The 24,594-nt window shown below is 67.0% G+C and carries 23 protein-coding genes and 1 pseudogene; 13 read left to right on the top strand and 11 right to left on the bottom strand.

All coding sequences use genetic code 11. The features are described 5' to 3' along the window. The 8 genes and pseudogenes from Q0C59_RS09105 to Q0C59_RS09070 form a co-directional block, all read left to right on the top strand. Window positions 1-792 (top strand): annotated as a pseudogene (locus Q0C59_RS09105) (threonine synthase); the annotation flags it as partial. Next, the gene (gene mobB / locus Q0C59_RS09100; RefSeq protein ID WP_291214311.1) at window positions 789-1,322 is read left to right on the top strand and encodes a molybdopterin-guanine dinucleotide biosynthesis protein B; all 534 of its coding nucleotides are present in this window, start codon (window positions 789-791) and stop codon (window positions 1,320-1,322) included. The pseudogene Q0C59_RS09105 and the gene mobB, both read left to right, overlap by 4 nt. Next, window positions 1,319-2,602, top strand: a complete 1,284-nt coding sequence (gene glp / locus Q0C59_RS09095; protein ID WP_291214308.1) for a gephyrin-like molybdotransferase Glp — start codon at window positions 1,319-1,321, stop codon at window positions 2,600-2,602. The genes mobB and glp overlap by 4 nt, the downstream gene beginning before the upstream one ends. Next, the gene (moaD, locus tag Q0C59_RS09090) at window positions 2,599-2,850 is read left to right on the top strand and encodes a molybdopterin converting factor subunit 1 (RefSeq protein ID WP_291214306.1); all 252 of its coding nucleotides are present in this window, start codon (window positions 2,599-2,601) and stop codon (window positions 2,848-2,850) included. Before glp ends, moaD begins: the two co-directional genes overlap by 4 nt. Before the next feature lies 1 nt (window position 2,851). Continuing rightward, complete coding sequence (locus Q0C59_RS09085; RefSeq protein ID WP_291214304.1) at window positions 2,852-3,325, top strand: molybdenum cofactor biosynthesis protein MoaE; 474 nt, start codon at window positions 2,852-2,854, stop codon at window positions 3,323-3,325. Between the two features lie 17 nt (window positions 3,326-3,342). Beyond that, on the top strand, window positions 3,343-4,098 hold the full coding sequence (locus Q0C59_RS09080; RefSeq protein ID WP_291214302.1) for a GNAT family N-acetyltransferase: 756 nt from the start codon (window positions 3,343-3,345) through the stop codon (window positions 4,096-4,098). Between the two features lie 110 nt (window positions 4,099-4,208). Next, entirely contained in the window at window positions 4,209-6,827 is a 2,619-nt protein-coding gene (clpB, locus tag Q0C59_RS09075; RefSeq protein ID WP_291214300.1) for an ATP-dependent chaperone ClpB, read from the top strand. Between the two features lie 85 nt (window positions 6,828-6,912). Beyond that, window positions 6,913-8,340 (top strand): coniferyl aldehyde dehydrogenase, encoded by a 1,428-nt coding sequence (locus tag Q0C59_RS09070; protein WP_291214297.1) that lies wholly within the window; start codon window positions 6,913-6,915, stop codon window positions 8,338-8,340. Between the two features lie 17 nt (window positions 8,341-8,357). Here Q0C59_RS09070 and Q0C59_RS09065 read toward each other — a convergent pair whose 3' ends face one another. Next, entirely contained in the window at window positions 8,358-8,609 is a 252-nt protein-coding gene (locus Q0C59_RS09065) for a hypothetical protein (RefSeq protein ID WP_291214295.1), read from the bottom strand. 145 nt (window positions 8,610-8,754) lie between these two features. On the opposite strand from Q0C59_RS09065, the gene chrA reads away from it, so the two are divergent. Further along, window positions 8,755-10,002 (top strand): chromate efflux transporter, encoded by a 1,248-nt coding sequence (gene chrA / locus Q0C59_RS09060; protein ID WP_291214293.1) that lies wholly within the window; start codon window positions 8,755-8,757, stop codon window positions 10,000-10,002. A 151-nt stretch (window positions 10,003-10,153) separates the two neighbouring features. After that, window positions 10,154-12,631 carry a DUF1631 family protein gene (locus Q0C59_RS09055; RefSeq protein WP_291214291.1) on the top strand — a complete coding sequence of 826 codons (2,478 nt, stop codon included), beginning with the start codon at window positions 10,154-10,156 and terminating at the stop codon, window positions 12,629-12,631. On the opposite strand, the gene Q0C59_RS09050 is transcribed toward Q0C59_RS09055, so the two are convergent. Beyond that, window positions 12,598-13,464 (bottom strand): helix-turn-helix domain-containing protein, encoded by an 867-nt coding sequence (locus tag Q0C59_RS09050; protein ID WP_291214289.1) that lies wholly within the window; start codon window positions 13,462-13,464, stop codon window positions 12,598-12,600. The genes Q0C59_RS09055 and Q0C59_RS09050 overlap by 34 nt on opposite strands. Before the next feature lie 84 nt (window positions 13,465-13,548). Between Q0C59_RS09050 and Q0C59_RS09045 the strand changes: the two genes are divergently transcribed. Next, window positions 13,549-14,778 (top strand): MFS transporter, encoded by a 1,230-nt coding sequence (locus tag Q0C59_RS09045; protein WP_291214287.1) that lies wholly within the window; start codon window positions 13,549-13,551, stop codon window positions 14,776-14,778. 26 nt (window positions 14,779-14,804) lie between these two features. Then, window positions 14,805-15,095 carry a GNAT family N-acetyltransferase gene (locus Q0C59_RS09040; RefSeq protein WP_291214285.1) on the top strand — a complete coding sequence of 97 codons (291 nt, stop codon included), beginning with the start codon at window positions 14,805-14,807 and terminating at the stop codon, window positions 15,093-15,095. Window positions 15,096-15,125: 30 nt separating this feature from the next. On the opposite strand, the gene Q0C59_RS09035 is transcribed toward Q0C59_RS09040, so the two are convergent. The 9 genes from Q0C59_RS09035 to Q0C59_RS08995 all read right to left on the bottom strand — a co-directional run bounded on the left by Q0C59_RS09035 (window position 15,126) and on the right by Q0C59_RS08995 (window position 24,409). Next, complete coding sequence (locus Q0C59_RS09035) at window positions 15,126-16,004, bottom strand: sugar phosphate isomerase/epimerase (RefSeq protein WP_291214283.1); 879 nt, start codon at window positions 16,002-16,004, stop codon at window positions 15,126-15,128. Then, the gene (locus Q0C59_RS09030; RefSeq protein WP_291214281.1) at window positions 16,004-17,212 is read right to left on the bottom strand and encodes a dihydrodipicolinate synthase family protein; all 1,209 of its coding nucleotides are present in this window, start codon (window positions 17,210-17,212) and stop codon (window positions 16,004-16,006) included. The genes Q0C59_RS09035 and Q0C59_RS09030 overlap by 1 nt, the downstream gene beginning before the upstream one ends. 4 nt (window positions 17,213-17,216) lie before the next feature. Further along, window positions 17,217-18,380, bottom strand: a complete 1,164-nt coding sequence (locus Q0C59_RS09025; protein WP_291214279.1) for a Gfo/Idh/MocA family protein — start codon at window positions 18,378-18,380, stop codon at window positions 17,217-17,219. A gap of 25 nt (window positions 18,381-18,405) precedes the next feature. Beyond that, window positions 18,406-19,761, bottom strand: coding sequence for an enolase C-terminal domain-like protein (locus Q0C59_RS09020; RefSeq protein ID WP_291214277.1), 1,356 nt, complete (start codon window positions 19,759-19,761; stop codon window positions 18,406-18,408). Window positions 19,762-19,822: 61 nt separating this feature from the next. Next, entirely contained in the window at window positions 19,823-20,653 is an 831-nt protein-coding gene (locus Q0C59_RS09015) for a sugar phosphate isomerase/epimerase (RefSeq protein WP_291214275.1), read from the bottom strand. Next, window positions 20,650-22,149 carry a tripartite tricarboxylate transporter permease gene (locus Q0C59_RS09010; protein WP_291214273.1) on the bottom strand — a complete coding sequence of 500 codons (1,500 nt, stop codon included), beginning with the start codon at window positions 22,147-22,149 and terminating at the stop codon, window positions 20,650-20,652. The genes Q0C59_RS09015 and Q0C59_RS09010 overlap by 4 nt, the downstream gene beginning before the upstream one ends. Window positions 22,150-22,167: 18 nt before the next feature. Next, window positions 22,168-22,656, bottom strand: a complete 489-nt coding sequence (locus Q0C59_RS09005; protein WP_291214271.1) for a tripartite tricarboxylate transporter TctB family protein — start codon at window positions 22,654-22,656, stop codon at window positions 22,168-22,170. Between the two features lie 21 nt (window positions 22,657-22,677). Beyond that, window positions 22,678-23,682, bottom strand: a complete 1,005-nt coding sequence (locus Q0C59_RS09000) for a tripartite tricarboxylate transporter substrate binding protein (RefSeq protein ID WP_291214269.1) — start codon at window positions 23,680-23,682, stop codon at window positions 22,678-22,680. A 76-nt stretch (window positions 23,683-23,758) separates the two neighbouring features. Continuing rightward, a complete protein-coding gene (locus Q0C59_RS08995) occupies window positions 23,759-24,409 on the bottom strand; it encodes a TetR/AcrR family transcriptional regulator (protein ID WP_291214267.1) in 651 nt (216 codons plus the stop codon). Between the two features lie 39 nt (window positions 24,410-24,448). On the opposite strand from Q0C59_RS08995, the gene Q0C59_RS19635 reads away from it, so the two are divergent. Beyond that, on the top strand, window positions 24,449-24,594 hold a 146-nt coding region (locus tag Q0C59_RS19635; protein WP_366518825.1), incomplete at its 3' end, for a thiamine pyrophosphate-binding protein.

Raw genomic sequence — 24,594 nt, 5'->3', positions numbered from 1 at the left:
TTCAAGCGCGAGCACAAGATCGGCACGGTCAACTCGATCAACTGGGCGCGGTTGCTGGCGCAGGTGGTTTACTACTTCGCCGGCTACTTCCAGGCAACCACGACCGACACCGAACGCGTTTCGTTCACCGTGCCGAGCGGCAACTTCGGCAACGTCTGCGCCGGCCATGTGGCGCGTCAGATGGGCTTGCCGATTGAGCATCTGATGGTGGCCACCAATGAGAACGACGTGCTCGACGAGTTCTTTCGCACCGGCGTGTACCGTGTGCGGGTGAGTGCCGACACGCACGAGACTTCGAGTCCGTCGATGGACATCTCCAAGGCGAGCAACTTCGAGCGCTTCGTATTCGATCTGCTGGGCCGTGATGGCGCCCGCGTCAAAGCGTTGTTCGGCGACGCGTTGGCGCGGGAAGGTCGATTTGACCTGGGTGCCGACCCTGCATTTGCCGACGCTGCCACTCGCTACGGTTTTCGCAGCGGAAAGAGCACGCACGAGAACCGCCTTGACACGATCCGCGATGTGTTCAAGCGCCACGGAGTGATGATCGACACGCACACCGCTGACGGTGTGAAGGTGGCGCGCGAACACCTGCAAGCCGGTGTGCCCATGATCGTTCTTGAGACCGCGCTGCCGATCAAGTTCGCCGAGACCATTGTCGAAGCGCTCGGACAGCAGCCGCACCGCCCGCCGCAGTTCGAAGGCATTGAAGACCTGCCCAAGCGCGTGCGCGTGATGCCGGCGAGCACGGCCGCCGTGCAGGCCTATGTGGCCGAGCATTGCGCCCGCGCATGAGGGTCGTTGGATTCGCCGGCTTCTCGGGATCGGGAAAAACCACGCTGGTCGAGCAGCTGATTCCCGCGCTCAAGCTGCGCGGCCAGCGCGTGTCGGTGGTGAAACACGCACACCACAGTTTCGACATCGACCACCCGGGCAAGGACACCTGGCGCCACCGCGAGGCCGGTGCGTTTGAAGTGCTGGCTGCGTCGCCCAAGCGGATGGTGCTCATGCGCGAACTTGAAGCCAGGGTGGAGCACTCGGTGCATGACCTGCTCGAACAGTTGCACGCGGAGGTCGACTGGGTGCTGGTGGAAGGTTTCAAGCAAAGCAACCTGCCCAAGGTCGAGGTGTGGCGGCAGACTCATGGCAAGCCGCTGCGTTTCCCTGACGACCCGCACATCGTTGCCATAGCCACCGACAACCCTGAAGCGTTGCCGGTCGCGGCCCATTGCGTTGTGCTGGATTTGAACGTGGCCGATGACGTGGCCGCGTGGTTGGTTGATAATGCAGAGCGGTTTGAATACCGCACCCCGTTCAGCCCATGACCTCGTCCCCACCTCCCCAACACCGCGCCCCCCTGATGTCGCTGGACGACGCGTTGGCCAGTGTGCTGGCGCACGCCTTGCCGTTGCACGCCACCGAAACAGTGGCCACCTTCGACGCCGACGGCCGCGTACTGGCGCAAGACCTGGTGTCCGCGCTGCAGGTCCCTCCCAACGACAACTCGTCCATGGACGGCTACGCCCTGCGCGCGGCCGATGTGACCGAAGCGGGCAAGGTGCTGCCCGTGACACAGCGCATCGCCGCTGGCCACGCGTCCGAACCGCTGGAGCCGGGCACCTGCGCGCGCATCTTCACCGGTGCTCCCATGCCCGCCGGCGCCGATGCCGTGGTGATGCAGGAAGACACGATCGAGGTCGGCGGCAACATCCACGGCGTGCATATCCAGGCCGTGCCGCAGGCGGGCCAGTGGGTGCGGCGCGCTGGCGAAGACGTGACGCGAGGTGCCGTGGTCCTGTCGAAAGGCGAACGCCTGTCCCCCGCGAGCCTGGGCCTGGCTGCGAGCCTGGGTCTGGCGCACCTGAGTGTGGTGGCCCGCCCGCGCGTGGCACTGTTCTCCACGGGTGACGAGCTCGTGATGCCCGGCGAGGTGGCGCCCGAGGCGATGAGGCCCGGCGCGATCTACAACTCCAACCGCTTCTTCCTGCGCGCGCTGCTGCGCCGCATGGGCTGCGAGGTGAGTGACCTGGGCATCGTGCCCGACCGGCGCGAGGCCACGCTGGCCGCGCTCAAGACGGCGGCCGACCACCACGACCTGATCCTCACCAGCGGCGGTGTGTCGGTGGGGGAGGAAGACCACATCAAACCCGCGGTGCAACAGCTCGGCAGCCTGGACCTCTGGCAAATCGCCATGAAGCCGGGCAAGCCGTTTGCCTACGGCACCGTGCAGCGCGACGCTGGCGCCGGCCCTGCGGCTGCTGAGTCCTGCCATTTCATCGGCCTGCCGGGCAACCCGGTGTCCAGTTTCGTGACCTTCCTGCTGCTGGTGCGGCCCTTCCTGCTGCGCCTGCAAGGGGTTGAGACGAAGGCGTTGAAAACCACCACCTTGCCCGCGCACTTCACCTTGAACAAGGCCGAAAAGCGCCGCGAGTTCCTGCGCGTGCGCCGCAACGCTGCGGGCGGGCTGGATCTGTTCCCCAACCAGAGCTCGGGTGTGCTCACCTCGGCCGTCTGGGCCGATGGACTGGTCGACAACCCGGCCGGCAACACCATCGCCCCAGGCGATCCGGTGTCTTTCATTTCCTTTTCCGATCTGATCGCATGAAAGTCCAACTGCGCTATTTCGCGTCCATCCGCGAGGCCCTGGGCACCGGCAGCGAAACCCTGGACACGCAGGCCGGCACCCTGGCTGCTTTGCGCGCCGAGCTGGTCTCGCGCGGTGGGGCCTACGCCGATGCGCTGGCGCCCGGCCGTTCGGTTCGCGTGGCGCTCAACCAGACCATGAGCGACGAAGCGGCATCGCTCACCGAAGGGGCCGAGGTCGGTTTCTTTCCCCCCGTCACGGGTGGCTGAGATGAGCGAACGCGTCTCCATCCAGACCGAAGACTTCGATCTGTCGACCGAGGTGGCGCGTCTTCGTGAAACCGAAAAGGGGATTGGCGCGGTGTGTTCCTTCATTGGCACAGTCAGGGACCGCAACGACGGCCAGAGCGTGAGCACGATGGAACTGGAGCACTACCCCGGCATGACCGAGAAGTCCATCGAAGCCATGATCGACGAGGCGCATAAACGCTTCGACATTTTCGGCGCCCGCGTGATTCACCGCGTGGGCCTGCTGCAGCCGCTGGACCAGATCGTGCTGGTGGCTGTGAGCTCGGCGCACCGCGGCCAGAGTTTCCAGGCCTGCGAGTTCCTCATGGACTACCTCAAGACGCAGGCACCGTTCTGGAAAAAGGAACAGACGCCCGAGGGCGCGCGCTGGGTGGACGCCCGCGTGAGCGACGACGCTGCGTTGGCGCGGTGGGGTATTGCGGTCAGCAACAGCTGAACAGCCGCAGCGAGGCCATGGTCACCGCTGCACACATTGAATCGATCGAGCGTGCCACGCTGCAAGCGGTGGCGCCCGAGGTGGTGGACGCGCTCCCCGGTTGGCTGCTGCCCATGGACCGGGGCACGGTGGGTCGCGCCCGCAGCGCGGTGCCGCTGCACCATGGTGCGCACGACATCTCACTGTTGCCCGCCATCCTGGCGCGTTACGCCGCGCTGGGCTTCGAGCCGTGCTTGCGCCTGCCCGACCTGCCGGCTTTCCAGCCCTGGTTTGATGCCCTCACACAGCGCGGTTGGCGGCGAGAGCAACCCACCCTGACCATGACGGGCGAGGTGCAGTCGTTGTTGACTTTGCCGCCGGGTTCGCCGCCCGCCGAGCTGGACAACGCGCCCGATGCCGGCTGGATGACCATGTTTCTGGGCGAAGGCCTGGACCCGACCGATGGCGCCAGCCGCTCGCGTTCGCTCAGCCGCGCCACCGGCACCCTCTTCGCATCCGTGCGGGAGCAGGGGCAAACCGTGGCTTGCGGCGCAGCTTCGTTCGGCCACGGATGGCTGGGGGTGCACGGCATGCGCACGGCAGCAGCCCGGCGCGGCGATGGGCTGGCGGGCCGCATCCTGCATGCCATGGCAACCGAGGCCAGCCGCCGCGGCCTGGCAGGCGTGTTCTTGCAGGTCGACGCGAGCAACCTGCCCGCCCAGGCCTTGTACCGCCGGGCCGGGTTGACCCTGGCCTGGCCATACGCCTACTGGCGCCCCCCGTTGGTGGATTGATCTGGGTCAAGTCAGTGCACCGGGGCAAGGTGCACGCTGATGGTCAGGCTTGAAAACGGGTGGAGCAGCACCACCTGCCCAACAATTCTGATCACCCGGAGAGCACATCCATGCGACTCGACAAACTCACCACGAAGTTTCACGAAGCCCTGAGCGAGGCCCAGACGCTGGCACTCGGCGCCGACCACGCCTACATCGAACCGGTCCACTTGCTGCTTGCCCTGCTGCGCCAGACCGACGGCCCGCAATCGTTGCTCCAGCGCGCCGGTGTCAACGTGCCTGGCCTCGCCAAGGCAGCAGAGGCGGCCATCAAACGTCTGCCCGAAGTCCAGGGGCAAGACCAGGTGCAGGTCGGCCAGGAACTGGGCAAGCTGCTGCAGGCCACGGAGAAAGAGGCCATCAAGCGCGGTGACCAGTTCATTGCCAGCGAGCTGTTTTTGCTCGCGGTGGCCGACAGCAAGGGCGAGCTGGGTCGCATCGCCAACGAGAACGGCTTGAACCGCAAAAGCCTGGAGTCGGCCATCACCGCGGTGCGCGGTGGCCAGTCCATGGACAGCCCCGAGGCCGAAGGCCAGCGAGAGGCGCTCAAGAAATACACCATGGACCTCACCGAGCGCGCCCGCCAGGGCAAGCTCGACCCGGTGATCGGCCGAGACGACGAGATCCGCCGCGCCATCCAGGTGCTGCAGCGCCGCACCAAGAACAATCCGGTGCTGATCGGTGAACCCGGCGTGGGCAAGACCGCCATTGTCGAAGGCCTGGCGCAGCGCATCGTCGCTGGCGAGGTGCCCGATTCGCTCAAGGGCAAGCGCGTGCTGAGCCTGGACATGGCCGCGCTGCTGGCTGGCGCCAAGTTCCGTGGCGAGTTCGAGGAACGCCTGAAGACCGTCTTGAACGAGCTGGCGAAAGACGAGGGCCAGACCATCGTCTTCATTGACGAGCTGCACACCATGGTGGGCGCGGGCAAGGCCGAAGGCGCGATGGACGCGGGCAACATGCTCAAGCCGGCGCTGGCGCGCGGCGAGCTGCACTGCGTGGGCGCGACCACGCTCGACGAGTACCGCAAATACATCGAGAAAGACGCCGCGCTGGAGCGCCGCTTCCAGAAGATCCTGGTGGGCGAGCCCAGCGTGGAGGCGACCATTGCGATCCTGCGCGGCCTGCAGGAAAAGTACGAGGTGCACCACGGCGTGCAGATCACCGACCCGGCCATTGTGGCTGCGGCCGAGCTCAGTCATCGTTACATCACCGACCGGTTTTTGCCTGACAAGGCGATTGACCTGATCGACGAGGCCGCGTCCAAGATCAAGATCGAGCTCGACTCCAAGCCCGAGGTGATGGACCGGCTCGACCGCCGCCTGATCCAGCTGCAGATCGAGCGCGAAGCTGTGCGCCGTGAGAAAGACGAGGCCTCGCAAAAACGCTTCGGCCTGATCGAGGAAGAGATCGCCCGCCTGACCAAGGAAATTTCCGACTACGACGAGATCTGGAAGGCCGAGAAAGCCGCGGCACTCGGCTCCAAGGACGTGATGGAAGAGATGGACCGCATCCGCTCGCAGATCAAGACCTTCACCGACAAGGGCGACTTCAACAAGGTCGCCGAGCTGCAATACGGCAAGCTGCCCGAGCTGGAGAAACGCCTGAAGGACGCGCAGGCCGCCGAGTCGGGCAAGGCGCTGAACAAGGACGGCAAGGGCCGCCCGCAACTGCTGCGCACGCAGGTGGGCGCGGAAGAAATCGCCGAAGTCGTGGCGCGTGCGACCGGCATCCCGGTGAGCAAGCTCATGCAGGGTGAGCGCGACAAGCTGCTGATGATGGAAGGCAAACTGCACGAGCGTGTGGTCGGCCAGGACGAGGCCATCGGTGCGGTGGCCAATGCCATCCGCCGCTCGCGCTCGGGCCTGAGCGATCCGAACCGCCCGACCGGCTCCTTCCTGTTCCTCGGCCCCACGGGTGTGGGCAAGACCGAGCTGTGCAAGGCGTTGGCCGGCTTCCTGTTCGACAGCGAAGACCACCTGGTGCGCATCGACATGAGCGAGTTCATGGAGAAACACTCCGTGGCGCGGCTCATCGGCGCGCCGCCTGGTTACGTGGGCTACGAGGAGGGCGGTTACCTCACCGAAGCCGTGCGTCGCAAGCCCTACAGCGTGCTGTTGCTCGACGAGGTGGAGAAGGCCCATCCGGACGTGTTCAACGTCCTGCTGCAGGTGCTCGACGACGGTCGCCTGACGGACGGCCAGGGACGCACCGTGGACTTCAAGAACACCGTGATCGTGATGACGAGCAACATCGGCTCGCACCTGATCCAGGCCATGGTGGGCGAACCCTACGAAGATGTGAAGGAAGCGGTCTGGGGCGAGCTCAAGAACCATTTCCGCCCGGAGTTCCTGAACCGCATCGACGAGACGGTGGTGTTCCACGCGCTGGACGCACAACACATCGAGTCGATCGCAGCGATCCAGCTCAAGGTGCTCGAAGCGCGCCTGGCGAAGATGGACCTGCACCTGCAGGTGTCGCCAGCTGCACTGGCCGAGCTGGCCAAGGTCGGTTTCGACCCGGTGTTTGGTGCGCGGCCCCTCAAACGCGCGATCCAGCAGCGCATCGAGAACCCGCTCTCGAAGTTCCTGCTGGAAGGCCGTTACCCGCCGAAATCGGCGATCCCGGTGGATGTGGACCCGGTGCAGAACCCGGGTGTGTTCGAGTTCGGCGACGCGGTGGCCGAGGCCTGAGCCGGCATCGGGAAGGCGCGGCCCCATCCGTCGGCATGGGGCCGCGCCTCTACCCGGCCACGGTTGCCGGTCCTATCATGGCGGCATGACCCAGATACCCCCGACCCTTCCCCTGCGTGCCCTGTTCGACGCGCAGCACAGTGCCAGCCGCCAGCAGATCGATGTGCCACTGGCCTTGCGCCGTGACCGCCTCGCGCGCCTCAAGGCGCTGATCGACCAGCACGGCGCGGCGCTGTCCGACGCGGTGCAGGCCGACTTCGGCGTGCGCTCGCGCCAGCTCACCGAGGTGGCCGACCTGTTCGTGCTGCGCGCGGCCATCGGCCAACTGCACAAGGAACTGCCGCACTGGATGAAAACCCGTCGCGTGGCCACGCCGCTGTACCTGCAGCCCGCCAGCGCGCACATCCAGCGCCAGCCGCTGGGCGTGGTGGGTGTCATCGGTCCCTGGAACTACCCGCTGCAGCTCAACCTCGGCCCGGCCGCCACCGCGCTGGCCGCGGGCAACCGAGTGATGCTCAAGCCCAGCGAGCTCACGCCCCACAGTTCCGCGCTCATGGCTTCACTGGTGCAGGGCGCGTTTTCCGCCGACGAGTTCAGTGTGGTGCTCGGTGGCGCTGACGTGGCGCACGAATTCGCCAACCTGCCGTTCGACCACCTGTTCTTCACCGGCTCCACCACCGTGGGCCGCAAGGTGGCAGCGGCTGCGGCGGCCAACCTCACGCCCACCACGCTGGAGCTGGGTGGCAAATCGCCCTGCATCGTGGACGCGTCGTGCAACCTCGATGAAGCCGCCGTGAAGATCGCACATGGCAAGCTGCTCAACGCCGGGCAGACCTGCATCGCACCCGACTACGTGCTGCTGCCGCGTGGCCAGGAAGCCGCCTTCGAGCGCGCCTACACCGCTGCCGTCGCCCGCCTGTTCCCCACCATCGCGGGCAACCCCGACTACGCCGCCATCGTGAGCGACCGCCACCATGCCCGCCTGCAAGGGTTGCTGAGCGAAGCCACCGCCCAGGGCGCGCGTGTGGTGGATGTGGCCGGTTCGGCCGCCACCGCCCAGGCGCACCCCACGCGCCAGATGAACCCCACCCTGGTGTTCAACCCTGGCCCCGGCTTGAAGCTGCTGGACGAGGAAATCTTCGGCCCCATCCTGCCGGTGGTGGCGTACGACACGATGGACGAGGCCATTCGGTACATCAACGCGCGCCCACGTCCACTGGCGCTTTACTGGTTCGGGACGGACAGCGCCTCACGCGACCGTGTGATGGCCAACACCGTGAGCGGCGGCGTGAGCGTCAACGACACGTTGATGCACGTGGCCCACGAAGGCCTGCCGTTCGGCGGCGTGGGCGAAAGCGGCTGGGGTGCCTACCACGGTGAGGTGGGTTTCCTGCGCTTCACCCAGCAGAAACCCGTTCTGGTGCAGTCACGCTTCTCCATGGGGCATTTGTTCTACCCACCCTACGGGCCGCGCTTCGACCAGATCATGGGCCTGCTCAAACGCTGGCTGTGAACCGCGCCTGAACCGGATCAGGCGCCGGCGTGCACGTCGTCGTCGGCTTCGGGCTGAAACAGGGCCCCGGTCTTCTGCAGGTAGCCCTTTTCCATCAGGCCATAGGCCAGCTCCGACACATCGGCGCCCAGCAGCAGCGAGAGTTCCTGCTCGCTGCGCCGGCCGTTGGCCATGAGCAGCAAGGTGTGGACCTCGCGGCCCACCGCATCGGGGCGTGACAGTGCCTCCCATGCCATGGCGGTCTTGGCGTAGCGCCGGATACTTCCCATCGTTGTGTTCCCTGAAGCCTTGTCGAAGGCAGTGACAGCCCTGCTTGCATGTTGCATGCCAGATGTGACACGGCGTTGACAGCCAGGGCCCGTGCCGAGTCCGCTATCCTCGAATTTCCCCCACCCAATCCCGGGCAACGCATCCATGAGTCCACAACGCGCCGGTTCCCTGATCGAGGTTTTCTGGGTTTTCCTGCGCCTGGGCTGCACCTCGTTTGGCGGGCCGGTGGCCCACCTCGCCTTCTTTCGCACCGAATTCGTGGAACGCCGGCGCTGGTTGAGCGAATCGAGCTACGCCGATCTGGTGGCCCTGTGCCAGTTTCTGCCCGGGCCGGCCAGCAGCCAGGTCGGAATGGTGCTGGGCTGGCAGCGGGCCGGGTGGGGTGGCATCGCCGCAGCGTGGCTGGGCTTCACTCTGCCGGCGGCGTTGTTGATGATCGGATTCGCCTACGGGGTTGCGCAGCTGGGCGAGCTCGGCAGCGCGCCCGCCTGGCAGGCTGCGCTTCACGGCCTGAAGTTGGCTGCGGTGGCGGTGGTGGCACAAGCCATCTGGGGCATGGCGCGCGGCCTGTGCCCCGACTTCGCCAGGCGCGCTCTGGCGGCTGTGGCCGCGGTGCTGGCACTGGGCTTGTCCTGGCTCACAGGGTGGGGCGCGGTCTGGGGCCAGTTGCTGGCCATCGGGGTGGCTGGCCTGGCCGGTTGGTGGATGGGACCGCGCTGGCTGGCTGCTGGAGGTGGGCCTGACGCGAACCACGGCTTTGGCATGCCACCGGCGGCGGGCTGGGCCGCGCTGACCCTGCTGCTCGCCCTGTTGCTGCTGTTGCCGGCGTGGGCCGTCGGCAGCGGCTCGGCCCTGATGGCGCAGGTCGATGGTTTTTTCCGCTCGGGCGCGCTGGTGTTTGGGGGCGGTCATGTGGTGCTGCCGTTGCTGCAGGCGTCCGTGGTGCCTGGCGGCGCGGTCAGCAACGCCGACTTTCTGGCCGGCTACGGCGCGGCGCAGGCCGTGCCCGGGCCGCTGTTCACCTTTTCGGCCTACCTGGGCGCGGTCATGAACCCCCTGGTGCTCGGTGGGCTCTCGCCCTGGCAGGGCGGCTTGCTCATGCTGGTGGCGGTGTTCATGCCGGCTTTGCTGGTGGTGGTGGGTGTGTTGCCGTTCTGGGATCTCCTGCGCCAGCGCGTCGGCGTGCGCGCAGTGCTCACCGGTGTGAACGCCGGTGTGGTGGGGCTCTTGGTGGCGGCTTTCATCGACCCGGTCTGGCCCGCCGCCATCCTGTCCGTGGCCGATCTGGCGCTGGCCGCGGTCGCCCTGGTGGCGCTCGTGCGGTGGCGGGTGTCGCCGTTGTGGGTGGTGCTGGCCTGTGCCGTCGTGGCTTCGCTGCTCGCGGTGGTCTGAGTCCGCTGTGCCGGAACGAGACACGCCCGCCGACCGTTCAGGGACCGATAAGGGCCTTATCTCAGCCCTGGCACACCACCGATCGGCAGCACAGGTATAACCGTGACTTGTCTCACACCCCGACCCAGCGGCAGACTCCCGCGACCAGGCGATGACGGTACCCCCCAGATTGTTGCAGCAGTGCCTCGCCGAGGCCCTTGAAGACGCCCCCGCCATGCTGGGGCGGTGCATTGACGCGGCCGTGGTCGGCCTGCAAGAGGCCGAAAAGCAGTGCATGGAGGTCGCCCAACGCGACCGCCTGGCCACCGCCTGGTGGCGCATGCGCCAGGAAAAGGAAGGCTGGGTGGCCGACTACCCGCAGCGCCTGCGCGAGGCCTTCGCCGTGCCCACCGATGCACCCACCTCGTCGCGCACCTCGCTCTTGAGTGAATCGGCCTACCTCTCGCTGGTGGAGGACGACACCGTCACCGAGTCGATCGAATCGGCCCGCCTGCTGCAAACCCTGCTGCCCCCGCTGGAGCAGGAACTCAAGGTGCTGGACGCGCTCATGAGCTCGCTGCAAGGCCTGGCCACGGTGCAGGCCGACATGAACCCGCTGCGTCCTGCCGTGTTCGTGCGCGCCTTGCGCGAGATGATGGCGCTGGACGAGTCCGACTCCCAGCTGCGCGCCCTGTGGCTGCGCCACTGCGGCAAGGCCATCGGCCATGAACTCAAGGGTCTCTATGCCCGCCTGACGCTGGTGCTGCAGCGTGCCAACGTGCAGGAAGCCGGCTATCGCGTGCGCCTGCTGGCCGAAGCGCCCGGCGCGGCGGCTCGCTCGGCCGCCAGCGCGGCACGGTCCGCGCGCGGAGCCGGTCCGGCGGCCACCGAATGGAACCCTTCGGGGCAGGCGCCGCTGGAATACCGCGGCGACAGCACGGGTGAAGCGCACTTTGGTGACTTCGTGCCCGACATGCCGCAACTCGCCCGCCTGCAGACGCCGGTGGACAACCAGTACCTGCACAACTTCCTGGAGAAGGGCGGCCAGCGCTACGAGCAGTCGCTCGCGCCCGAGTACTACGAACAGGTGAGCGAAGAGCTTGCCGCCATCGAGGCCTTTGCAGCCATCCCCACGCTCGACGAGTCGATGGTGGTGCAGCGCAGCCAGCAGTACAAGGCGCTGCCGGTGGTGGACCGCCCTGCGCGCGCGGTGGACATCGGCACCCAGCTCAGCCAGAAGACCTGGGGCGACTTTGCAGCCGCCCACGAGCGCGCGCGCGTGCTCATGCAGCTCAAGCAGAAGGCCGAACGCGTGGCGCAGGCCATGGGCCTGGACGTGGTGCGCAAGCTGGTCAACCAGGTCGCGCAAGACCCACTGCTGCTGGCGCCCGTGCGGGAAGCCGTGGTGGCGCTGGAGCCCTCGCTGTTGCGCCTGGCCATGGCCAACCCGCGCTTCTTCAGCGAAGACGCGCACCCGGCGCGCCGCCTGGTGGAGTGCGTGGCACAGCGCAGCTTCCGGTACAACGACGAATTCGCCACCGAGTTCGCCGAGTTCTTCGGGCCGGTGCAGCAAGCGTTCAACGCGCTCAACGAACTGGAAACCGAAGACCCACAGGCCTTTGCCATTGCGCTGGACGAGCTGCTTCAGGAGTGGGAAACCCAGGACCGCGACGACGAGGCCGCCAAAGGCAGCAACCTGCAGGCGATCCGGCACGCCGAAGCCCGCCAGACGCTGGCCGACCAGGTGGCCTGGGACCTGAGCCAGCGCCCCGACGTGGACCACGCGCCCGGCTTCATCCTCGATTTCCTCTATGGCCCGTGGGCGCTCGCCATCGCTTCGGCCCAGCTCAATGCCCCGCGCGGCGAGACCGATCCGGGTGGCTACCGCAAAGTGGTGTCCAACCTGCTCTGGAGCACCAAAAAAGAAGTCACGCTGCGGCTGCCCTCGCAGTTGCTGGAGATGGTGCCCGGCATGCTCAAAACGCTGCATGCCGGCCTGGCCTCGCTCGGCAAGACGCCTGACGAGACCAAACCCTTCTTCGACGCCCTCATGCGCCTGCACCAGCCGGTGCTGGGCCTGCGACGCGCCCGCGCACGGGCCGACGCCAGCGCTTCGAACCCGGTGCCGCTGGACACTTCTTCCATGTCGATGGAGCTGGACGAGACCTTGCCAGCCACGCCCGAACAACGCAAACCGCGCAAGGCGGCCCAACCCTGGCTCGGGCGCGTGGAGCTGGAAGCGGCGGGATTCGAGGACACCTTGCCCACCGATTTCTCCGAACTCACCGAAGGCCGCGCCGCCAGCGGTGCCGATCAGGCGGTGGTGTCAAGCTTCAACGAAGCGGAGAGCGAAGAAGACATTCCGTTCGACGCCATCACTCTTCTGGCGGGACTGCGCGAAGGCGACTGGGTCGACCTGTACTCGCACCGCGAATGGCTGCGTGCCCAACTGATCTGGGCCAGCACCCGCGGCACGCTGTTCATGTTCGTGAGCCGCGGAGGCCGTCCACATTCCATGACCAAGCGCAGTTGCGAACGGCTCATCGCCAACCGCCTGCTGCGGCCGGTGGATGGCCAGAGCGTGGTGCGCAAGGCCATCGAGGCCATTGCGGCCGATCAGGCCCGGGTCGACGAGGCTGTGGCGGCCTGAGGCCGGGTACGCCTGCGGGCCAGCAGCCGGGTCGGCGGCAAACCCATGGCCGACTTGAACATGGCCGAGAAGGCACTCTCACTCGCATAGCCGCTGGCCTGCGCCACCCGCCCCACCGACACACCCCGCGCCAGCATGGGCATGGCGTGCGCCAGCACCACCTGCTGGCGCCAGCGCTGAAAGCTCGTGCCCAGTTCTTCGCGAAACAGGCGCGCCAGCGTGCGCTCGCTGGCCCCTGCCTGCACCGACCAGGCCGCCAGCGTGGCGTGTTGCGCCGGCGCCTGCACCACCGCCTCGCACAGATTGCGCAGGCGACGGTCGCCGCTGGTGGCACTCGGCATGGGCACGCCCAGCGGCTGGGTGTCGGCATGCTCCATCTCGTGAAACAGCAAGGTCAGCAGCGCGCGCTCTGCGTCGGCTGCGGGCGGCTGCGGCCGGTCCAGCGCATGCACCAGTTCGCGCAGCAAGGGCGAGACCACCATCACGCGCGAGTGGGTCCAGTGCGCCGGCACGGCGCTGGCGTCGATGTAGAGCGTGAGCAGCTGGGCCGCCTCGACGATGGTGACCGCGTGGCGCGCGCCGGGCGGAATCCACACGGCGCGCGAGGGCGGCACGATGGTGGTGGTCTCGGGTGCCTGCAGCACCGTCACCTGCATCAGGCCGCTGGCGCAATATGCGAGCTGTCCCCACGCGTGGTGGTGCGGTTCGAACTGGTTGTCACCATCCAGATGCCGCGCGCGGCAGCGAACCGGCCGATCGGGTGTGGGGCGGTACGGGTCGGTGTCGCCGGTGGGCAGCGAGCGCCTGGGTCGGGGAGTTCTGGCCGGTGGCATGGTGCAGGGGTTTTGGCTGAAATTCGACGATGCTTGTCTTTCCATCGCCATTTTGCATCTCCTGTGCCCATTACGATCACCGGCATGAACACCGCCGTCCTGGGCGCACCCGCGCCCGCCAACCCGATTCCGCTCAAGCAGGACGCCGCCGTCATTGGACTGGTCGGACTCGTTCACGGCACGTCGCACTTTTCCCAATTGCTGCTCGCGCCGCTGTTTCCGGTGTTCATCCGCGAGTTCGGCCTGTCGTTCGCCGACGTCGGCCTGCTCATGTCGGTGTTTTTCGTGATCTCCGGTGTGGGGCAGGCGCTGGCCGGCTTTCTGGTGGACCGCGTGGGTGCGCGCCCGGTGCTGTTCGCCGCCGTCGGCATGTTTTTCCTGGCGGCTGTGGCCGCTTCGCATGCCAACAGCTACGCAGGCCTCATGCTGGTGGCTGTGCTGGCCGGCGCCGGCAACGCGCCCTTGCATCCGTGCGACTTCACCATCCTCAACCAGCGCGTCTCGCTGCCCCGCCTCGGCCACGCCTTCAGCGCCCACGGCCTCACCGGCAACCTGGGCTGGGCACTGGCGCCCGCACTGCTCATCGGCGTTTCGGCCTGGGCCGACTGGCGCGTCGCCTACCAGGTTGCTGCGGTGCTGTACCTCGTGGTCCTGGGCTTGATGTTCTGGCAGCGCGACAAGCTGCGCACCGAGGTGGTGGTGCGTGCGGCGGGCGAGCCGCGCGGCGGTGACCTGGGGTTTTTGAAGCTCCCCGTGGTGTGGTGGTGCTTTGCGTTTTTCCTGCTCTCCACCATGTCGCTGGCGGTGGTGCAGAGCTTCGCACCGTCCATCCTCAAGGCCATGCACGGCACCAGCGTTGAGGTCGCCACCCTGACCATCAGCGCCTACATGTTGTGCGCCGCCTTCGGCATGTTGGTGGGCGGCTTTGTGGCGGCCTACAGCCACCAGCACCGCCTCTCCAGCGATCACGTGGTGGCCTGGGCCATGGCGCTGGGTACCGTTCTGCTGTTGGTGTGCGCCACCGGCTGGCTGGGCGCCACCGGAACCCTGGTGGCGCTGGCCGCCACTGGTTTTGCGGTGGGCGTGGGCGGCCCCAGCCGCGACATGATGATCAAGCGCGCCACGCCCAAGGGCGCAACCGGCCGGGTCTATGGCACGGTGTATTCCGGGCTGGACGTGGGTTTTGCAGCCGCGCCGCTGATGTTCGGCCTGTTCATGGACCGGGGCTGGTTTTCCGCCACGCTGGTGGGCAGTGCTGTGTTTCTGGGCCTGTCGGTGGTGGCGGCACTGGGTGTGGGCCGGCGCACTGCTTGAGGACCTGCCACATCTCTGGAGAAGCCATGGAACATTCGATCGAACACTCGGAAAACGCCTCCCGCGGCGCTTTCCACATCCAGCGAAATGGCCAGCGCATCGCCGAAATGACTTACCACCGCACCCATCCGTCGGTGGTCGTGGTCGATCACACCTACGTGGACCCGAGCCTCAGGGGACATGGCGTTGCACGCCAGCTGCAGGACGCCATGGTGGCCTGGGCCCGCGAGACCGACACCAAAGTGATTCCCGTCTGTTCTTACGTGAAGGTTCAGTTCGACCTGGATCCGTCGCTTCGCGATGTGCTTCACACCTAGGGCCCGCCCTCGGCAGACTCGAGCGGCGCTTCAAACCGCGCTGCGATGCCGCTCGATGCAGGTGGTCAGCACCTCGTCGTGATCGCGCTGCCACCAGTTCCCGGTGGAAAAGATCTCCACCTCGCTGAAGCCCGCAAAGCCCTGCGCTTCCACCCAGCCGCGGATGCGCGGGATGTCGATCACGCCGTCGCCCATCATGCCGCGGTCGTTGAGCAGGTCTGTGGTGGGCGTGAGCCAGTCGCACACGTGAAAGGCGAGCAGGCGCGACTTGTCCGCACGTTTGATCTGTGCCTGCAGCTTCGGGTCCCACCACACGTGGTACACGTCCACCGCCACGCCCAACGCACCGGTCTGACCCGGGTCGAGCGCGTCGCACACGTCGAGCGCCTGCTCCATCGTGTTGATGCAGGCGCGGTCCGCCGCGAACATCGGGTGCAGGGGTTCAATGGCCAGCGGCATGGCGTTGGCCTTCGCGTACTCAAGCAGCTCGGCGATGCCGTTGCTCACCTGCTCGCGCGCGTGGGCGATGTCCTTGTGCAGGGCCTTGCCCGCCAGCGCGCCGGGCAGCCCGCCGACCACCAGCACCAGGCAGGGCGCGCCGAGTTCGCAGGCTTCGTCCACCGCGCGGCGGTTGTCGTCGCGTGCGGCCTGCAGGCCGGCTGCATCCACGGCAGGGAACATGCCGCCGCGGCAATAGCCCGAGAGCTTGAGGCCCAGCGATTTCACCTGGGCTGAGATGGTCTTCAGCCCGACGGCGGCGACCTGGTCGCGCCAGGGCGAGACGGCTTGAATGCCATGGCGCGCGCAGGCGTCGAGGATGTCGGTCAGCGGCAGGTCTTGCCCCCGGCTCTTGCGCACCGTGGCGGTGTTGATGGAGAGCCAGCGGTGGTCTTGGGAAAAATCGCGCATCACTCGACTCCGTGCAGGGCCGCCAGCGTCTTCATGCGCCGCACGGCCAGTTCGGGCTGCTCCAGCAGGTTGGCCGCGTCGGCCAGGCGGAACAGCTCGGCGAAGTGCGGCAGCGAACGCGTGCTCTGCTGGCCACCGACCATGGTGAAGTGCGTCTGGTGGCCGTTGAGCCAGGCCATGAAGACCACACCGGTCTTGTAGAAGCGCGTGGGCGCGGCAAAGATGTGGCGCGACAGCGGCACGGTGGGGCTCAGGATGTCGTGGAACTTCTGCACGTTGCCCTGTGCCAGTTCACCCAGTGCAGCGCTGGCTGCGGGTGCGATGGCGTCGAAGATCCCCAGCAGTGCATCGCTCTGCCCGTGCCTGATTTCGCTGCCAAAGCCGTCACCCGCGATCAGCTCTGCGTAGTTGAAGTCGTCGCCGGTGTACATGCGCACGCCCCGGCCGTCGAGGCCGCCCACGGTTGGCAGGCGGCGGCGCATGGCGATTTCCTTGTCCTTGTCGAGCAAGGAGATCTTGATGCCATCGACCTTGTCCGGGTGCGCCGCGATCACGGCGAGCGCGGTGTCCATGGCTTTGTCCGGGTCGTTGTTGCCCCAGTAGCCTTTGAGTGCGGGGTCGAACATGTCGCCCAGCCAGTGCAGCACCACCGGCTGCTTCGCCTGGCTCAGGACGCGGTCGTACACGCGCTCGTAGTCGGCCGGGCCTTTGGCCACGCGGGCCAGCGCGCGGCTGGCCATCACGATCAGTTTGCCGCCGAGCTTCTCGATCGCGGCCATCTGCTCTTCGTAGCCCGCAATCACTTCATCGACCGTCTTCACGTTCTCCAGCACCAGGTGGTCGGTGCCGCAGCCCGAGGCCACCAACGCGCCGGGGCCGAAGTCACGTGCAGCATCCAGCGAGCGGCCGATCAGCTCCAGCGAGGTCGGCCAGTCCAGGCCCATGCCGCGCTGGGCCGTGTCCATGGCTTCGGCCACGCCCAGACCGAGCGACCAGAGCCGCTGGCGGTAGGCAATGGTTTCGTCCCAGTCGATGGCGCATTGCAGCCAGGGGTCGATCGCGGCGAGCGGGTCGGCCACCACATGGGCGGCGGAGTAGGCGATGCGGTTGAACGCGACACCCTTCGCTGGCTTCACGGGCGTGGTGCCGCGCAGCGTGTAGGCCTCGACGACGCCCGATGCGTTGGGGAGTTTGATTGAGAGGGCCATGGCGTCACACCTTCAGTGGTTGCACGTCGACCCACCGGCGTTCTTTCCAGCTCTGCAGCGCCAGCTCCACCAGCTGCACACCCTTGGCGCCTTCGGGCAGCGTCCATTTGTAGGGCTCGTTCTCCACCACGTGGCGGATGAAGTGTTCCCACTGGATCTTGAAGCCGTTGTCGTACACCTGCGTGTCCGGCACCTCCTGCCACTGGTCGATGAAATTCATCATCTGTTTCTGGTCCGGGTTCCACACCGGGCGCGGCGTGTTCACGCGGTTCTGTGCCTTGCAGCCAGTCAGCGTGGCCACAGCAGAACCGTGCGTGCCGTCGACATGGAAGGTCACCAGGTCTTCGCGGTTCACGCGCGTGGCCCAGCTCATGTTGAGCTGCGCGATCACCGGTTCGCCGCCGTGGCCGATGAGCTCGGCCGTGGCATAGGCCGCGTCGTCGGCCGTGCAGGCGTAGGGCTTGCCGGCTTCGTCCCAGCGCGTGGGGATGTGCGTGGTGCCGATGCAGGACACCGACTGGACTTCGCCGAACAGGTTGTCCAGCACGTAGCGCCAGTGGCACATCATGTCCAGGATCATGCCGCCGCCGTCTTCAGCGCGGTAGTTCCAGCTCGGGCGCTGGATAGGCTGGAGGTCACCCTCGAACACCCAGTAGCCGAACTCCAGGCGCACACTGAGCATGCGGCCGAAGAAGCCGGCGCGGCGCAGCATGTCGAGCTTGCGCAGGCCGGGCAAAAACAGCTTGTCCTGCACGGCACCGTGCTTGAGGCCCGACTTTTCCGCCAGGCGCGCGATCTCCACCGCCTCGTTGAGGTTGGTGGCGATCGGCTTCTCGCAGTACACGTGTTTGCCGGCGCGGATGGCTTTGGCGAGCAGTGTGGGGCGCATCTGCGTGGTGCCGGCGTCGAAGAACACGGTGTCGTCGGGGTTCGCGAGCGCGGCGTCGAGGTCGGTGCCCCAGCGCGCGATGTTGTTCGCCTTGGCCAGCGCTTCCATCTTCTCGGCATTGCGGCCGATCAGGATCGGGTCGGGCATGACCTTGTCGCCGTTGGACAGCGTGACGCCGCCTTGTGCGCGGATGGCGCAGATGGAGCGGATCAGGTGCTGGTTCATGCCCATGCGCCCGGTGACGCCGTGCATGATGAGACCGAGTCGGTGTGTTGCCATGTGTGGGTTCTCCGTGAAGGCGGGTTCAGTGGATGGGTTGCAGGCTGCGCCATTGCGGCATGGCCGCCGATGCGAAGCCCGTGACGTGCAGGGAAAGGAGGTCTAGCCGACCGTTGCGCACGGTGAGGTGCGGGCGTCCCGAGGCGTTGTCGTACAGGCTGGGGTGGGCCTCGACAAAGGCCATCGCTTCGTCGGCCGGCGCGCTGCCGAAGCCGTCGACGTAGTGGTGGCCGTTGCGCTCGATGTGTTGCACGCCCAGGCTGGCGGCAAGCAAGGTGTCTTGCTGCACCGCGAGACCTGCCTGGCAGGTCAGGTCTTCGCCCGAAAGCAACAGGCGCGGGTCTTGGGCAATGCGGTGCGCGTTGGCCAGTGAGCGGTAGATGCCCTTGCAGGCCTTGCTGGAAATGCCGCGGTAGCCCAGCGCCAGGCCTTCTTCGAGTGCGCTGGCGTGATCGTCCGATTCGTCCAGGATCACCGGCACGCCGATGCCGAGCGTTGCGATGGACTCTTGCAAGGCCACGGCGCGCGCCAGGGGTTGCTCCAGCAGCAAGGTGCGCTGCAGCAGAGCGGCCAGGGCCGGCGTGTTGTGCAGCGTCTGCCAGAAGCGTCCGAGGCTGGCCGCGTCGCTGAAGGTTTCATTGCCGTCGAGCGTCACGCGCCAGTCGCTGCCCACGCGCTGCAACACCTCGGCGATGCGTATCAGCCGTTCCAGGTCGGCGTCGATCTGGCCGCAGAGTTTGAGCTTGAAGTGGTGCAGGCCATGGCGCTCGATCGCAGCCTGCAGTGTGGCGGGCAAGCCGTCCTGTGGGTCGGTGCCCGGGTCGCTGTCGGTGAGGCGGTCGGCCAGGCCGACGGTGTGGCGCAGCACCACCTGGGTCGGGCGCACCAGTTTCAGTTGCCCGCTCCAGGGGTCCCCGAGCACACCGGCGCGCAGGCCGTCCACCCACGACTGGCCGGCGGCGCGCAGGGCGGCGTCGGCCACGGCCTTGTCGAGCAGGGCCGGGCCGAATTGGGCGGCCAGGCGGGGCAGGCCGCGCGAGACCGACACGGCCACGGCCGCTTCACCCGCGGTTTGTGAATAGGCAAAGGAACTCATGGCAGTGCCGCTGGCCAGCAGGCCATCGCGCGCGTTGCGCAGCGACTCGCGCAACTGCTCGAAGTTTTGCTCGTGCGTGAGGGCGGGCGACTTGTCGAACCACTTGGGCACCATGAGTTCGGCGCTCGCACCCTCAAAGCTGCGGCCATCCACCTCGGCGTGCACCTGCACAAAGGCCTGCGGGCACTGCGTGACGGTGGCCGCGCCGAATCGGAACGGCAGGCGCAGCGTGACGTGGCGTTGAAAGAGGTGCACCTCGCGGATGCGCAGGTCGACGCCGCTCACAGGATGGCCCTCCGCGCTGCGCACTGCGGGGCTGAGCGCGTTCGGAACGGCCGGGCGTTGCTCATGTCAGGGTTCTCCAATGGCCGCGCACGTGGCGCGCTGAAAATTCGGCGCAGCCCGGTCCGTCGGGCACGTACTCAAACGGTTCGACCGCCACCCAGCCGCTGTAGTGCATGTCTTTCAACACCTGCAGCACCGGGCGCTGGTCGGTCACACCCTGGCCCGGGCCGCGGCGGTTCTTGTCGTTCAGCTGCACGTGGGCGACGTGGCCGCTGGCCAGAAAGCTGCGCAGTACCGCGTGCACCGGTTCGCGCTCGCTGTGCGAGGCGGCGCTCACGTCGAACATGGTGCGAACGGCGGGTGAGCCGATGCGGTCGACCAGGGCGGCGGCTTCGGCCACCGTGTTGATCACCGGCGTCTCGAATGGGCCGAGGGGTTCGATGCAATAGATGACACCCGCTGCTGCCGCGTGGGGCGCGAGCTCCGCCAAGGCGGCCTCCAGCCGTGCGGTGGCGTCTTCCACGCTCTGGCCGGGTGCGGGGGAGCGCTGTTTCGGCGATCCGTGCACCAGCACCTGTGCGCCGCAGGCCGCTGCAAAGTCGATCAGGTGGCGCAGCAGGTCCAGCGTGCGCGCGCGCAGCGCCGCATCGGCGGTCACCAGCGACAGGCCTTCGGGTTGGACCAGCAGCCAGTGCAGGCTGGAAATCGAGAGGCCGTGGTCGCGAGTGGTGGCCAGCAGCGCGCGCGCACGCGGCGCGTCGAGCGTGAACGGGTCGTCGGCCAGTGTGAAAGGTGCAACCTCCAGTGCGTCATAGCCCATGCGCGCAGCGGCCTCGCACTGCGCCGCCCAGCCCATGGGCCGCAGCACTTCGTTGCACAGCGCGAGCTTCATGCCCCGACCTCGCGCTTGACGGGCCGTCGGTACAGGCTCCATAGCTTCCAGGCGATGGTGGCGAAGATCATGGCGGCCACGGTGCCGGCGATCGGACGCGTGAAGAAGGGCGAGAGATCGCCGTCGGACAGGATGAGCGCGCGGCGCAGGTTTTTTTCCATCAGGTCACCGAGCACGATGCCCAGCACCAGCGGCGCCATGGGGTAGCCGAAGTGGCGCAGAAAGAACCCGATGAGGCCAAACGCGAGCATCACGTACACATCGAACAGCCGCCCGGCGATGGCGAAGCTGCCGACCGCGCACAGCACGAAGATGATGGGCACGATCAGGTGCTGCGGCACACGAAGCACCTGCACCAGCGCCTTGGTGAGCAGCAGGCCGTAGATCAGGATGCCGATGGTGGCGAACAGCATCATGGCCACCACGTCGTACACGAACTGCGGGTTCTCCACCATGATCAGCGGCCCGGGCTTGACGCCGTGGATGATCATGGCGGCCATCAGCACGGCAGCCGGTGCCGAGCCCGGAATGGCCAGCGTGAGCACGGGAATCATGGCGCCGGGCACACAGGCGTTGTCACCGGTCTCGGCGGCCATCAGGCCTTCGACCGAGCCCTTGCCGTACTTCTCTTTCTCCTTGCTCGCGCGCTTGGCGGCCGCGTAGGACGACCAGGCTGCCACGTCTTCACCCACGCCCGGCACGATGCCCACGCCGGTGCCGATGAGGCCCGAGCGCAGGATGGTGCGCCAGTACTGGGTCACGTCGCGCAGCTTCGGAATGACGGTGTCGAACGCGCTGATCTTCACCGGCAACTGGCGCCGCCGCATGGCGGTGAGCAGCTCGGCGAAACCGAAGGCCCCCACCAGCGCGGGCACCAGCTGGATGCCGCCGGCCAGGTCGCGCACGCCCCAGGCGAAGCGCTCGAAGCCGTATTGCGGCTCTTGCCCGATGGTGGCCACAAAGAGGCCCGCGATGCCCGCGATCCAGCCCTTGAGCGGGTCGTCGCCGGTGAGTGTGCCGGCGATGATCACGCCGAACAGCGCGAGCCAGAAAAACTCGTAGGCACCGAACTTCAAGGCGAGGCCACCGAGGATGGGCGTGAACGCTGCCAGAAAAAACATGCCGATCAAGGTGCCCATGACCGAGCCGGTGGTGGCGATGCCCATGGCGCGGCCCGCCATGCCCTGGCGCGCCAGCGCATAGCCGTCAAGACAGGCCGCAGCGGAGGCCGGGGTGCCCGGGATGTTGAGCAGGATGGCCGAGCGCGAGCCACCGTAGATGGACCCCACATAGGTGCAGATCAGGATCAGCAGCGCCTGGCTGGGCGGCAGCTTGAGCGTGAGCGTGGTCATGAGGGCCAGCGCCATGGTGGCGGTGAGGCCGGGCAGGGCGCCCATGACCACGCCGACCAGCGACGCCAGCAGGGCGTAGGCGATGGTCTCAGGCGTGCCGAAGCGAACGATCGACTGGCCGAAAAGCAGGAGTCCGTCAAACATGGGTGCGGCCGGGTGGTCTCAGGGGAGACGGACGAGGAAGATGTGCTGGAACACGTAGGTGACCACCGCCGAGGAGATCACGCCGGTGGCGAGCGCCACCACGAGACGGCGGCTCGGCGCCTGGTCTTCGGGGGCGAAAGTCGCGACGAAAGCGGCGACGAACAGGCCGGTGACCAACCAGAACGGTGCACGCCCGATCAGCAGGCCGGCGTACAGCAGCGAAAGCACCAGCGTGATGCCGATGCGGCGGTTGATCAGTGATTCACCCGCTTGCGTGTGGGTGCCCTGGCGACTGCGACGCCAGCCCCGCAGCATGAGCACCACGCCGAGCAGCAGGAGCACGCCGCCCAACATGCCCGGCACAAAACCCGGCATGGTGTAGAGCTGCGCGCCCATGGACTCGAAGCGCTCCATGCGCAGCGATGCCGCCACGATCAACAGGCCAAAGCCTGCCCAACCCGCGCCGCCCCAGAGGTCGGCGCGGGCGGATGTTCCGCCCTCGGTCATGGTGAAGTCCGTGCGTCGGGGTCAGGGCTTGGGAATGCCCACGGTGTCGGGCGACACCTTGGCCTTGCCGGCGGCCTGTTGCGTCCAGGCATAGGACTGGATGGCCGGGAACACCGCCTTCTGCGCCTCTTCACCCGCCATCGGAGCGAACATGGCGCCACGCGACTGGGCGTACTTCTTCAGCGCCTCGCTCTTGACCATCTCGGTGGCCCAGATGCGGTCCAGCGTCTGCTTCACTTCGGGTGGCGCTCCCTTGGGCACGAAGATGCCGAAGTAATTGATCGGGTCCTTGTAGCCCGGGATGAACTGCGACAGCGGCGGGATGGTGCCGTAGCCCTCGATCTCGATCGACTTGTCGCCCACCACCGCCAGCGGGCGGATCCTCTTGGCGCGGATCATGTCGGTCTGCTCGGCCGCGAGCTGGGTGGTGACCTGCGTCTCACCCGAAGCGGCCGCCACGGCGGCGGGTGCACCGCCGTCGTAGGTGACGTGCTTGTAGGTCACGCCGGCCACGCGTGCGATCGACTCGATGGCGGAGTGGCCGCTGGAGTTGACGCCGGCCGTGGCCACCGAGATCGAATTCGGATTGGCTTTCATGGCCGCGAGCAACTCGGGCATGGTCTTGAAGGGCGTGTCGGCATTGACACCGACCACCGCGATGTGGGCCACGTTGAGGTAGAGGTTCCAGTCGCTGGCCGAGGTGTCGAGCATGCCCAGCACCTTGTAGGTGCCGAGGTCCTTGGCGCCGCCGGCGGTCCAGGTGTATCCGTCGGCCGGGGCGGCCATGGCGTTCTTGGTGCCCACCGAGCCCGAGGCGCCGGGCTGGTTCATGATCACGATTTTCTGGCCCAGGTGCTTCTCCAGCTCGGCCGCAGTGACACGCGAGACCTGGTCGGTCGAGCCGCCCGGTGCCCACGGCACGATCAGCGTGATCGGGCGGTCGGGCTTCCATTGGGCCAGGGCACTGGCCGAGACCATGGCCAGCAGGGAAGCAGCAAGCAGGGGGCGGACGAAGGCGATTTTCATGGTTTGTCTCCTGGATTAATTCACCGAGCAGTTAATAGTAGAAACTGCTCCCCAGGGCGTCAAGGCGCTCCGTCGCTCAATTCATCAGGACATACCCTAGGATCACCTCGCACATGTGGGAGAGCCTTTCGCTGTGCGCCTTGGGCGTCATGAGGTCACGCCCGAAGATCGCCGAGAGTGTGTGGTTGTTCGACAGGTAGAAGTACGACAGACCGGCGATCGACACGTAGAGCTGCAGCGGATCGATGCCACCGCGGAAGGTGCCCTCGGCGCGCCCGCGCTCAAGAATGTCGCCCAGCGTGGCGATCAGTGGCGAGTTGAGCTGGCGCGCCCGCTGCGACTGCGCCAGGTGGCGCGCACGGTGCAGGTTGGCGCTGTTGAGCAGGGTGAGGAACTCGGGGTGTTCCAGGTAGTAGTTCCAGGTGAACTCCACCAGCCGGCGCAGCGCGGTTTCGGGCTTGAGGTGCTCCAGGTTGAGTTTCTTTTCCTCTTCCCGGATGTGCCGGTAGGCCTGCTCCAGTACCGCCTGGAACAGCTTCTCCTTGTCCTCGAAGTAGTAGTAGATCAGGCGCTTGTTCAGCCCTGCGCGCTCGGCGATGCGGTCCACGCGCGCGCCACCCAGACCGTGCTCCGCGAACTCGTCGCGGGCCGCATTCAGGATGGTATTCTGCGAACGATCGGCGTCGCGCAGACGCTCTTCGGCGATGGGGGTGGGAGTGCTGCTCATGGTCGAATAATTCACCAATCAGTTAATAAAGTCAATCGAATGTCCCAGATCGCCGGTCACCTTCTTGTGCAATGCCTGATCCAGCAGGGCGTGACCCACGCCTTCGGTGTTCCGGGTGAAAGTTACCTCGCCGTGTTGGACGGCTTTCACGCCCACGCCGACCGCATCCGCTTTGTCACCAACCG

Origin of the sequence: Hydrogenophaga sp., from assembly GCF_022844385.1 — a bacterium.
GTDB lineage: Bacteria > Pseudomonadota > Gammaproteobacteria > Burkholderiales > Burkholderiaceae_C > Hydrogenophaga.
This window is presented reverse-complemented; position numbering and strand designations above follow the sequence as displayed.